The sequence below is a fragment of the Streptomyces sp. BL1 genome (assembly GCF_057628045.1).
Genome location: NZ_JBXYWZ010000002.1, coordinates 3,294,146 through 3,305,876, shown reverse-complemented (window position 1 = coordinate 3,305,876; position 11,731 = coordinate 3,294,146). Strand labels below are relative to the sequence as shown.

The window sequence follows — 11,731 nt, the reverse complement described above, 5'->3', positions numbered from 1 at the left end:
GCGTTGGGTGCGGGGTGCGGAACCCTGCGCGGGTGCGGTCCGGTGTGCCCACCCGTTCCGCCCCTTGGCGGACCGCGTGCCCACACCTCGGTGGGTGCAGGGGCGTAGCCCCGCGGGGGTCTGGGGGCGTAGCCCCCATTTCTTTCGCGCGCCAGCGCGGTGGGGGCCGGGGCGGCAGCCCCGGAAGAAACGGGTAGGGGCGGGTCTGGGGCCAAGCCCTCACGGCGGCGCGGGTGTTGGGTGCGGGCGGGACAGGCCTCGCGGCTGGCGGTCCGGTGTGCCCACCCCGCGCGGCGGAGCCGCACATCCAACGCAGCCGCCCCTTGGCGGACCAGCTGCCCACACCTCGCGCGGAGCGCGTGCCCACACCGGGGAGGGGGCGCGGGCCCCACGGCCTCGGGTCAGTTGGCCAGGAGGCGCAGGGCTCGTGGCCATGCCGCCTCGCGCGCGCGTTGGTCCGCGCGCGACGTGGACCGCGTCGCGCCGTCCGCGCCGCCGTCCTCCCCCGGCTGCCCGTAGGGGAACCAGTTCACGTGGTGGCCCGCCCCCGCGTACGTCAGGCGGCGGCCGCCCCGTGAGGCGATGTCCTTCGCCGACTCCGCTGAGCCCCACATCTTGTCGTTGCCGCCGGCGACGGCCAGGACCGTGCCGCGTACCCGGTTCAGGGGGACGGGGCCCACCGGGACCGGCTTGCCGCCGTCGGCCCACGCGGCCTGCCCGGTCGGGTAGGGCCCGATCACCTTGGAGGACGGCGCGTACGCGATGACGTCGCGGACGACGGACGGCCGCCGCTGGCCGAGGAGTTGGGCCGCCTCGCTGCCGCGCGAGTTGCCCATGACGGCGAGCCGGTCGGGGTCCGCGCCCGGCTGCCGCCCCAGCAGCTTCGCCGCGCGCGTGAAGTAGTCCAGGTCGATCATGTCGATGGCGTCGGGCCGGCCGGAGCCGTCGCCGCAGCGGAAGTAGCAGAGCGACAGCGCCGGATGGCCGTGCGCGGCGAGCAGCGCCGCCGCGTACTCGCCCGCGTTGCCGCCCTCGGAGCCGCCGAAGACCAGGACGGGTGCCTTCTTCGCCGCGCCCTCCGGCGGCGTGTACAGCTCGCCGTCGACCTTGTCCCGGGCCACCGTCAGCTTCCGGTGCCCGCTGTCCTCGTTCAGCCAGCGCCGCGTCAGGTCCGTCCGCGCGACGGTCTTCCCGCCGGAACCGGTCTTCCCGCCGGAGCCGGCCTTCCCGCCGGAGTCGGAACCGGAGGCCCCGCCGGCCCGTACGGACAGCCGCACCGTGTACGAGGCCCGCTTGTCCGGTGTCGCCGGGTGGAACGAGAACGCCTTGCCGGAGCCGCGCAGTTTCCGCTGCGGGCCGGCCAGCGGCTCCATGCCGGACAGCAGGTCCATGCCGCGCGCGCCGAGCCGTACCGTGCCCTGCCCGTCCGCCGTGAACTTCCGCTCCGCGCCCCAGGGATCACCCTTACGGTCCTCGGCGCGGGACGTCACCGTCACCTCGGCGCGGGGCTTCAGCCCCCGGACGGAGAGCTGTACGGCCCGGTCGGCGAGCGCCGACGGATGGTCGGCCACGATCCGGGGCCCGTCACCGCCCCCACCCGACCCCGAGCCGGCCCCGGAACCCGACCCCGAGCCGGACCCCGAGCACCCCGTCACGCCGAGCAGCACGGCAAGTGCCCCCGCCACACCGGCCGTAGCCGCCCGCGTGCCCCGCACCAGCACACCCCGCACCCGTACACCCGCCACACGCCACCCGCTCCGCACCGTGCCTCCGCTCACGCCGGGCACCCTACGCGCACGCCGCCCCACCGCCGCGTACCGCCGCGTACCGCCGCGTACGGCGGGAGGGTGAGCGGCGGGGCACGGACGTGGGGCCGCCCCCGGCTCCGGGGCGGCCCCACGACTGCGCTCGGTTCACCAGCGCTCGGTTCGTCTGCGCTCAGCTCGCCTGCGCCTTCTCGTACAGCGCCTTCGCGTCGTTGCCGAAGTACGGGCCGAACATCGTGTTCGGCAGGAAGGTGTAGCCGAAACTGTTCACCGAGGACTGCAGACCCTTGCCGGTCTTCTCGTCGAACTTCGTGAACCATGGGCCGCCGCTGGAGCCGCCCGTCATGTTGCAGGACAGGCCGTGGTCGGTGGAGCCCAGGAAGTCCTTGAACGTACGGCCGCTGCAGTAGACCAGCTTGGAGCCGTCGTACGGGGACGCGGCCGGGTAGCCGAAGGCGTACATGTCCTGCTTGTAGCCGGAGTTGAAGGACAGGCCCTGGCCGCCGACGGTGTCGGTGAGCTTCTTGCCGCCGAGGGGCTCGACGACGGCCGCGCCGACGTCGTAGTTCAGGTCCTCGCTCTTCTCCCACTGCGGTGTGGACAGCGTCTTCGCCGCGTTCCACTTGCCGTACGGGGCCTGCCCGTCGTGATAGCCGGGCACGAACACCCAGTTGGTGTGCCACTTGCCGTCCATCTTCACGCAGTGCCCCGCCGTGATCACCGTGCTGGCGTTGGCGCTGTTGACGGCGTCGCCCGAACAGGAGGCGGTACGGCCCTGATAGGTGAAGAAGACCCTGCCGGTCGTCTTCGTCACGTCCCCGCCGCCCGTCCACGGGCCGCCCTTGTTCGGGAACGCCTTGGTGCCGCCCTTGCCGCCCAGCGGTGGAACCTCCAGCTTGTCCCCGCCGGGCACGGCCTTGCGGACCGAGTCCGCCGCGCGTTTGCCCAGGTCCTGCAGATCGAGCGGGGCGGCAGAGCGCATCCGCTCCGACGTCCAGAACCCCGACGCGTCCCGGTCCTGCGCCTGTTGGGCGGACGCCCCCTGTGCCGAGGACCCCTGTGCGGCGGCCCCCTCGTCCTGCTGCGGCGCCGCCGTGGCGGGCCCCGCCTGCGCCCCGAGGGCGAACAGTGTCGCGGCGGATATGACAGCCCCGGCGGCACGCCGGGATGTGCGGTGTGCAGATCTCACGCGGTACTCCTTCTGCGGTCGTCGGCAGATGAGCGGTGCGTACGCAACGGCAAGCGTGCCCCGAAATCACCGCATCCGAACAGAAGCCGACCGGACGTTATGTGAATCGGTGTGGACCCCCAACTCCCCTCACAGCCTGTGCCGTTCCGGGAACCGAGGGTGCGGGCCGGGCCCGGAGCCCGTGACGCCGGTGCTGTTCTGTGACACGCGTGTCAGAGTCACGTCGGGGGGCCGTGACTACACTGCTGCCCATGGATCTTGCCCAGGGCCGCTATGCGATAGGGGAGTTGATCGGCGAGGGCGGCATGGCCTCGGTGTACGAGGCGTACGACACGGCGCTGAAGCGGCACGTCGCGGTCAAGATGATGAACACCGACCTGGTGAGCAACTCCGCGCACCGGGCCCGGTTCCGCCGTGAGGCGGAGGCCGTCGCGGGCTTCCAGCATCCGCATGTCGTCGCCGTGCACGACGTGGGCGAGGAGCCCGTACCGCATCTCGTCATGGAGCGGGTGCGCGGCCGGACGCTCGCCGACCGGCTGGAGAGCGGTCCGCTGCCCGCCGGGCTCGCCCTCGGCTACATCTCCGACGTGCTCGACGCGCTCGCCGCCAGCCATACGCGCGGCATGGTGCACCGGGACATCAAGCCCGCCAACGTGATGATCGCCGAAGGTCCCGGCCCCGCGGGCAACGGCACCGTGAAGGTGATGGACTTCGGCATCGCGCGGGCCCTCCACGACGCGGCCGTGGGCACACAGCTCACCCGGACCGGGCAGGCGGTCGGCACTCCGCACTACATGTCCCCCGAGCAGTTCGAGGGGAGCAGCACGCTCGACGGGCGCAGCGACCTCTACTCGGCCGGCGTCATGCTCTTCCAACTGCTCACCGGCAGGCTGCCGTTCAACGGCGACTCCGTCTTCCAGATCGGCTACCAGCACGTCACCACCGCGCCGCCCTCGCTGACCGACACCGGCGCACACGTACCCGCCGGCCTGGACGCCCTGGTGGCCCGCGCCCTGGCGAAGTCGCCGGCGGAGCGCTTCCCGGACGCCGCCTCCATGCGCGCCGAGGTGGACCGCCTGCGGGAGCTCCAGGACGGTACGGTTCCGCTCCGGGCGGCGGCCCCGGGATTCGGCCCGCCGCCGGGCCCGATGACCGGCCCGCCGTCCGCCCCGTACGCGAGTCCGGCTCCCGCCCCGTCCCCGTACGCGTCCCCGCCGCCTCAGGCCCCGGCGCAGTTCCCGGCCCAACCGTCCCCGCCCCCGCAGCCGTTCGGCGACGCGACCGGGACACCGGGCGGGACTCCGGCCCCGTACGGGAACGACACCCCGGCCCCGTACGGGAGCGGCGACACCCCGGCCCCGTACGCGGGGCACGTACCGGACCCGGCTGTCGCTCCGACCGGTGCGGCGGAACCCACGGCCGCACCGTCACGCCGGAAGCCCGGAATCGTCGACCGGAACCGCCTGCAGGGGCTGCACCTGACATTCGCCCTCGCGGCGGTGAGCATCGTGATGCTGGTGCTGCTGAGCGGCCTCGGCGGCCTCGCTCTCCCGCTGTACGCGCTGCCGGGCGTCTCGTCCGCGTGGGGCTTCTGGGTCGCCGTACGCACCGGACTCACGCCCGTCCGCACCCACCCGAGCCGCCCCGCGCTCCAGACGCGCCTCGTGGCCGGCGGTGCCCTGGTGGTGCACCTCGTTCTCCTGATGAACGTGAGCGCACAGATGTGAGCTCAAGGGCCCAACGCCCCGAGCCGTCAACGCCTCACCCCCACGACGAAGCCCCGCCGTCCCAACTCCGGGACGGCGGGGCTTCGTACGGGCAACCCTGACGGGTTCCCGGAAGGGTCAGAAGCGGCGCGTGATGAGCGCCTTCTTGACTTCCTGGATGGCCTTGGTGACCTCGATGCCGCGGGGGCACGCGTCCGTGCAGTTGAAGGTGGTGCGGCAACGCCACACACCGTCACGGTCGTTGAGGATCTCCAGCCGCTGCTCCCCGGCCTCGTCGCGCGAGTCGAAGATGAAGCGGTGCGCGTTGACGATCGCCGCCGGGCCGAAGTACTGGCCGTCGTTCCAGAACACCGGGCACGACGAGGTGCACGCGGCGCACAGGATGCACTTGGTGGTGTCGTCGAAGCGGGCCCGGTCCTCGTCGGACTGGTAGCGCTCGCGGGTGGGCTCGTTCCCGGTGGTGACCAGGAACGGCATGACGTCCCGGTACGCCTGGAAGAACGGGTCCATGTCGACCACCATGTCCTTGAGGACGGTGAGGCCCTTGATGGCCTCGATGGTGATCGGCTTCTCCGGACCGATGTCCTTGATCAGGGTCTTGCACGCCAGCCGGTTCCGGCCGTTGATGCGCATCGCGTCCGAGCCGCAGATGCCGTGCGCGCAGGAACGCCGGAACGTCAGCGTGCCGTCCAGCTCCCACTTGATCTTGTGGAGCACGTCCAGGACGCGGTCCTTCGGGTCCACGTCGACCTGGTAGTCCTCCCACCACGGGTCCGCCGAGACCTCGGAGTTGAAGCGGCGGATGCGGAAGGTGACGGAGATCAGGTGCGAGGCGGCGGGCTTGTCCTCGGCCTCCACCTTGTCCATGACAGCGGTGCTCATCAGTACTTACGCTCCATCGGCTGGTAGCGGGTCGTCACGACCGGCTTGTAGTCCAGCCGGATCGACTCGTTGCCGTCGTCGCCCACCTCGCGGTACGCCATGGTGTGGCGCATGAAGTTGACGTCGTCGCGGTTCGGGAAGTCCTCGCGGTAGTGACCGCCGCGGGACTCCTTGCGGGCCAGCGCCGAGGTCGCGGTGACCTCGGCCAGGTCCAGCAGGTTGCCCAGCTCCAGGGCCTCCAGCAGGTCGGTGTTGAACCGCTTGCCCTTGTCCTGGACGCTGATGTTCCGGAAGCGCTTGCGGAGGGTGCCGATCTCCTCGACGGCCTCCTTCAGCGTCTGCTCCGTACGGAACACCATGACGTTCTTGTCCATGCACTCCTGGAGCGCCCTGCGGATCTCCGTCACCTTCTCGGTGCCGGTGGCGTCCCGCAGGTTCTCCACCTCGTCGTCCACGAACTTCGTCGGGTCCTCGGGGAGTTCGACGAAGTCGGCGGTCGAGGCGTACTCGGCGGCCGCGATGCCCGCGCGCCGGCCGAACACGTTGATGTCCAGCAGCGAGTTGGTGCCGAGCCGGTTCGCGCCGTGCACGGACACGCAGGCGACCTCGCCGGCCGCGTACAGGCCGGGGATGACCGTGGTGTTGTCGGCCAGCGCCTCGCCCTGCACGTTGGTCGGGATACCGCCCATCGCGTAGTGCGCGGTCGGCTGGATCGGCACCGGGTCGGTGTACGGCTCGATGCCGAGGTACGTCCGCGCGAACTCGGTGATGTCCGGCAGCTTGGCGTCCAGCTGCTCCGGCGGCAGGTGCGTGAGGTCCAGGTAGACGTGGTCCTTCTCGGCGCCGCAGCCGCGGCCCTCACGGATCTCCGTGTAGATGGCGCGGGACACGACGTCGCGGGAGGCCAGGTCCTTCATGACGGGCGCGTACTTCTCCATGAAGCGCTCGCCGTCCTTGTTGCGGAGGATGCCGCCCTCACCGCGGGCACCTTCGGTGAGCAGAATGCCCATCTTCCAGATGCCGGTCGGGTGGAACTGGAAGAACTCCATGTCCTCCAGCGGCAGTCCGCGCCGGAAGGCCGCCGCCTGCCCGTCACCGGTGAGGGTGTGGGCGTTCGAGGTGACCTTGAAGAACTTGCCGTTGCCGCCGGAGGCGAACACCACGGACTTCGCGTGGAAGACGTGGATCTCACCGGTGGCCAGCTCGTACGCGACGACGCCGGCCGTACGCCGCACGCCCTCGTCGTCGGTGTTGAGCAGCAGGTCCAGGACGTAGAACTCGTTGTAGAACTCCACGCCCTCCTTCACGCAGTTCTGGTACAGCGTCTGAAGGATCATGTGGCCCGTGCGGTCCGCCGCGTAGCAGGACCGGCGCACCGGGGCCTCGCCGTGGTTGCGGCTGTGACCGCCGAACCGGCGCTGGTCGATGGTGCCGTTCGGGGTCCGGTTGAACGGCAGGCCCATCCGCTCCAGGTCGAGGACCGAGTCGATGGCCTCCTTCGCGAGGATCTCGGCGGCGTCCTGGTCGACCAGGTAGTCGCCGCCCTTGATCGTGTCGAAGGTGTGCCATTCCCAGTTGTCGTCCTCGACGTTGGCGAGCGCGGCGGCCATGCCGCCCTGCGCCGCACCGGTGTGGGAACGGGTGGGGTAGAGCTTCGTCAGCACGGCGGTGCGGCTGCGCTTCGTCGACTCGATGGCGGCGCGCATGCCGGCGCCGCCCGCGCCGACGATGACGGTGTCGTACTTGTGGATCTTCATGGGGTTACCTCAGCCTCACCCGGTACGTCAGCGAATGTTCGGGTCGAAGGTGAAGATCACCAGCGTGCCCAGCAGGACGGTGAACACCGTGGCGGTGTACAGCAGCATCTTCAGCCAGAAGCGGGTGTTGTCCCGCTCCGCGTAGTCGTTGATGACCGTGCGCAGGCCGTTCGCGCCGTGCAGCATCGCCAGCCACAGCATCGCCAGGTCCCAGATCTGCCAGAACGGGGAGGCCCAGCGGCCGGCCACGAAGGCGAAGCCGATCTTGCTGACGCCGCCGTCCAGCACCAGCTGGATCAGCAGGTGGCCGAGGACCAGCACCACGAGGACGATGCCGGACAGCCGCATGAACAGCCAGCCGTACATCTCGAAGTTGGTCTTCGACGCCTTGGGCGTCTTGGCGGTACGGGTGCGCGGGGGCTCGATGTAGGGAGCCGGGTTCGCCACGTCGTACAGGCGCACGTCATCGGCGCCGCTGCCGGCGGCCGCGGTGGCGCCGGCGTCCTTGGTGGTCTCGGTCGACATCACTCATCAGCTCCCGAACAGCGTGCGCAGGGTGTGCTGAAGGACGGGGTAGAAGGCGCCGATCATGAGAACGGCCCAGATGCCCATCACGGTCCACAGCATCTGCTTCTGGTACTTCGCGCCCTTCGACCAGAAGTCCACGGCGATGACCCGCAGGCCGTTCAGCGCGTGGAACAGGATGGCGGCCACGAGGCCGTACTCCATCAGGTTGACGAGCGGAGTCTTGTAGATCGCGACGGTGTCGTCGTAGGCCTCGGGCGAGACGCGTACGAGCGCGGTGTCGAGGACGTGCACGAACAGGAAGAAGAAGATGAGGACGCCGGTGACTCGATGAGCCACCCAGGACCACATTCCTTCCCGGCCGCGGTACAGCGTTCCAGCCGGCACGGAAAACAACCCTCCGGGAGCGGATATCGGGGCCTGCCGGCGGCGATGCCGTGGGCCCGGCCGGGTACGGTCCACCGGCCGCGGCCATCGTAGCGACGCCGTGTCGGAACGATGCGCCCGGGTGCAGGTGGTGTGATCAATCAGGCACGGATGGGTCAGTGACCGTGACGTGCCGTCAGCTCCCGCCGGTGTCCTGCCCGGTGCGGCCGAGCAGGCGGAGCAGCCGCCCGCGTGTCAGCCGGCGCAGCTCCTCGGCGGTCGTCTCGCGCTCCCGCACCGGGTCGTTGGCCAGCCGGGTGCGGACGCCGGCCAGCACCTGGTCCAGCCGCTCGTCCAGCGCGTATCCGTCCAGGCAGATGACGAAGGCGTGGCCGAACCTGCTCTCGTACGCCGAGTGCGCGGCCCGCAGCGCGGTGTGCGCCGCCAGCAGGCCGGGCTGCACGCTCAGCGGGTGGTGCGCGGACTCCACGGCCAGCGCCTCGTCGATGTCCTCGGCCGTGAGGTCGTAGCTCGCCTCGTCGGCCGCGGCGAGCAGCGCGTCCGGATCCGGATACGGGCGGTGGGCCGCGATCCTCTGTGCCCAGCGGCGGCTGCCGCAGCAGTCCCGCAGCGCCGTCTCCGCCTCGTCGGACGGGGCGGAGTTGAACTGCGCGAGGCCGGACGCGGCGCCGCCGCGGGCCCTGGTGCCGGCGTCGGTCGCAGGGTCACTGCGGTCGGTGGGCAGACGCATGATTTCCCGGAGTTGTGACGTTGGCTACAGATGCGATGAGAGGTTGGCGGTCACGGTAATCAGAGAAGACCTCAACGATCCGACGAATGCGCGAATTTCACCCGGACGGAAATTCTCTGTCGCGCATAGGTGACGCTGAGATACCAGAAAGGGGCAATACCGTATTCGTATGGGACGTAACTGGCCAAAGACGTATGCCGTTTCGAGCGCGGCGCTCGGCGCCGTGGCCGTGGGCGCACTGACGCTCAGCGGCTGCGCGGGCGGCGGCTCCGGCTCCGGCGACGACAAGGGCGCGGACGACAAGCCCGCGTCCGTGCCCAGCCCGCCCCCGGCGGGCCCCGCCGAGGTGGGCCCCAAGCCGGCCTCCATCCCCTCCGTACGGGACTGGAAGCCGGTGCGCGGCACGGGCTGGAAGCCCGCGAAGCAGAGCCGCGTCGTGGCCCAGCAGCCGCAGCTGGCCGACGAGGCGAAGCTGCTCGCGAAGGAACTGAAGCTGCCCGCGGCGCGCGGAGAGGCCCGCCCCGGTGATGTCGCCCTCTCCGTCGGGGACAAGAGCCTCGGCCGTGAGGGATACGAACTCACCACCCGTAAGGGCACGGTGACGATCGAGGGCGGATCCGACGCCGGTGTGTTCTACGGCACACGCACGCTGAAGCAGACGATCGCCGACCGCGGCCGGATCGCCGACGGGACGGCGCGCGACAAGCCCGACCGCCCGCAGCGCGGCTTCGCCCTCGACGTGGCGCGGAAGCACTTCAGCGCGGACTGGATCGAGGACCGCGTACGGGACATGGGCGAGCTCAAGCTCAACCAGCTCCAGCTGCACCTCACCGACGACCAGGCGTTCCGCATCGAGAGCGACAGCCACCCCGAGGTGGTCTCGAGTCAGCACCTGACCAAGGACCAGATCCGCCGCATCGTGAAGCTCGCCGAAGAGCGTCACATCTCGGTCATTCCGGAAATCGACTCGCCCGGCCATCTCGGCGCGGTCATCAAGAAGCACCCGGATCTTCAGCTGCGGGACAGCTCGGGGGCGCCGACCCGCGGCGCGGTGGACGTCTCCGACCCGAAGGCCGGGAAGATCGTCGACGATGTGCTGAAGGAGTACGCGGACCTCTTCCCCGGCAAGTACTGGCACTTGGGCGGCGACGAGTACCAGGCACTCGTCAAGGAGAACCCCGAGGCGTCCTACCCGCAGCTGGCCGCGCAGGCGAAGAAGCGGTTCGGCAGCGGCGGAAGGGTCCAGGACCTCGCCACGGCCTGGCTCAACGACCGGGCGAAGACCGTCCGCGACGCCGGCAAGACCCCGCAGGTGTGGAACGACGGCATGCACCGGCAGGGCCGTGTGAAGCCGCACGAGGACCGCGAGGTCGCCTACTGGACCGGCAAGGAGATCGGCGAGCGGCAGCCCGAGGAGTACCTGAAGGAGGGCTGGAAGACGCTCAACCTCAACGACGAGTACCTGTACTACGTGCTGGGCGAGCCGAACGACTTCACGTACCCGACCGGTGAGCGGATCTACAAGGAGTGGACGCCCGCTGTGATGCGCGGCACCAATCCGGTGCCCAAGGAGCTGTCCGGCTCCGACCGGATCCCCGGCGGACGGTTCGCGGTGTGGGGCGACATCCCCGGCGCGCAGACCCAGCAGCAGGTCGCCGACGGCATCCGGATGCCGCTGCGCGCCACCGCGCAGAAGCTGTGGGACCCCGCTCAACCGCAGCTCGGCTGGGCCGACTTCAAGAAGCTCGCGGACCGCGTCGAGTGAGGCGTGCGGGCGCCGGACCGGGCGCCCGCACCTGAAGACGGCCGGGATCGCCACCCCCCACAGGAGAGACCCCGGCCGTCGTCGAGTACGGGCACGCCGGCCCGTAACCTGAACAGCGCCTGCACGGAGCAATCTGTTACCGGACCGTCCGGCATGGACGCCGGAGCACACTTGGCCTTAGCGTGCTGCATCGCGTCGGCGCCGGTCGGGACCGGGGACGCAGACCAGATCCGTCGCGACATCGCGGAGTGGGGCGAGTAACGGGCGTGCAGCGGGACGACGCGGAACTGACCTCCGCCGTGCGCGCGGCACAGGAGGGCGACGAGGCCGCCTTCCGTGCGGTGTACCGCGCGGTGCATCCGAGGCTGCTCGGCTATGTCCGCACGCTCGTGGCCGACGCGGACGCGGAGGACGTGGCCTCCGAGGCGTGGCTCCAGATAGCGCGCGATCTCGCCAAGTTCACCGGCGACGCGGACCGGTTCCGCGGCTGGGCCGCACGGATAGCCAGGAACCGTGCGCTGGATCACATACGGATGCGCGGCCGCCGCCCCGCCGTCGGCGGTGACGAGAGCGAGCTGGCCGCGCTGCCCGACGGTTCCGACACCGCCGACGAGGCGCTCGAAGCCCTCGGTACGGGGCGGGCGATGGCGCTGATCGCCCGGCTGCCGCAGGACCAGGCGGAGGCCGTGGTGCTGCGCGTCGTCGTCGGACTCGACGCGAAGAGCGCGGCACAGGTCCTGGGCAAACGTTCCGGCGCGGTACGCACGGCCGCACACCGGGGGCTGCGGAAACTCGCCGAGCTCCTGGAGGAACAGCCACTGGAGCAGCCGCCGGCGCAGTCGCGGCACGAGGAACGGGAACAGACGGCGGAACGTACGGGGGAGCACGTGAGCGAGCAGGGGGAGCAGCCGGAAACCGACGCCGCGCAACGGGATCCGGCGCGTGGTGTGACGCGTAACGCCACGCGAACGCTGAGGGAAACGTGATGGCGGACGACCGGTAC

General features: G+C 70.8%; 10 protein-coding genes. 3 read left to right on the top strand and 7 right to left on the bottom strand.

Annotated features, from left to right (window positions below; translation table 11 throughout):
• Positions 1–401: 401 nt before the first annotated feature.
• The gene (locus tag AC3AGO_RS14510; RefSeq protein WP_487820613.1) at positions 402–1,571 is read right to left on the bottom strand and encodes an acyl-CoA thioesterase/BAAT N-terminal domain-containing protein; all 1,170 of its coding nucleotides are present in this window, start codon (positions 1,569–1,571) and stop codon (positions 402–404) included.
• A gap of 367 nt (positions 1,572–1,938) precedes the next feature.
• Positions 1,939–2,955, bottom strand: a complete 1,017-nt coding sequence (locus AC3AGO_RS14505; protein WP_487820612.1) for a trypsin-like serine peptidase — start codon at positions 2,953–2,955, stop codon at positions 1,939–1,941.
• A 251-nt stretch (positions 2,956–3,206) separates the two neighbouring features.
• On the opposite strand from AC3AGO_RS14505, the gene AC3AGO_RS14500 reads away from it, so the two are divergent.
• Positions 3,207–4,682: a protein kinase domain-containing protein gene (locus AC3AGO_RS14500; RefSeq protein WP_487820611.1), complete on the top strand. Its 1,476-nt coding sequence runs from the start codon at positions 3,207–3,209 to the stop codon at positions 4,680–4,682.
• Between the two features lie 117 nt (positions 4,683–4,799).
• Here the strand turns inward: AC3AGO_RS14500 and AC3AGO_RS14495 are convergent, their stop codons facing one another.
• The 5 genes from AC3AGO_RS14495 to AC3AGO_RS14475 form a co-directional block, all read right to left on the bottom strand.
• Positions 4,800–5,564 carry a succinate dehydrogenase iron-sulfur subunit gene (locus AC3AGO_RS14495; RefSeq protein ID WP_487820610.1) on the bottom strand — a complete coding sequence of 255 codons (765 nt, stop codon included), beginning with the start codon at positions 5,562–5,564 and terminating at the stop codon, positions 4,800–4,802.
• Complete coding sequence (gene sdhA / locus AC3AGO_RS14490) at positions 5,564–7,321, bottom strand: succinate dehydrogenase flavoprotein subunit (RefSeq protein ID WP_487820609.1); 1,758 nt, start codon at positions 7,319–7,321, stop codon at positions 5,564–5,566. Before sdhA ends, AC3AGO_RS14495 begins: the two co-directional genes overlap by 1 nt.
• Positions 7,322–7,348: 27 nt before the next feature.
• The gene (locus tag AC3AGO_RS14485) at positions 7,349–7,846 is read right to left on the bottom strand and encodes a succinate dehydrogenase hydrophobic membrane anchor subunit (RefSeq protein ID WP_487820608.1); all 498 of its coding nucleotides are present in this window, start codon (positions 7,844–7,846) and stop codon (positions 7,349–7,351) included.
• Between the two features lie 6 nt (positions 7,847–7,852).
• Positions 7,853–8,233 (bottom strand): succinate dehydrogenase, cytochrome b556 subunit, encoded by a 381-nt coding sequence (gene sdhC / locus AC3AGO_RS14480; RefSeq protein WP_487820607.1) that lies wholly within the window; start codon positions 8,231–8,233, stop codon positions 7,853–7,855.
• A gap of 175 nt (positions 8,234–8,408) precedes the next feature.
• On the bottom strand, positions 8,409–8,963 hold the full coding sequence (locus tag AC3AGO_RS14475) for a 2-oxo-4-hydroxy-4-carboxy-5-ureidoimidazoline decarboxylase (protein ID WP_487820606.1): 555 nt from the start codon (positions 8,961–8,963) through the stop codon (positions 8,409–8,411).
• 169 nt (positions 8,964–9,132) lie between these two features.
• Between AC3AGO_RS14475 and AC3AGO_RS14470 the strand changes: the two genes are divergently transcribed.
• Positions 9,133–10,728: a family 20 glycosylhydrolase gene (locus tag AC3AGO_RS14470; protein ID WP_487820605.1), complete on the top strand. Its 1,596-nt coding sequence runs from the start codon at positions 9,133–9,135 to the stop codon at positions 10,726–10,728.
• Positions 10,729–10,994: 266 nt separating this feature from the next.
• Positions 10,995–11,714, top strand: a complete 720-nt coding sequence (locus tag AC3AGO_RS14465) for an RNA polymerase sigma factor (RefSeq protein WP_487820604.1) — start codon at positions 10,995–10,997, stop codon at positions 11,712–11,714.
• Positions 11,715–11,731: the final 17 nt, after the last annotated feature.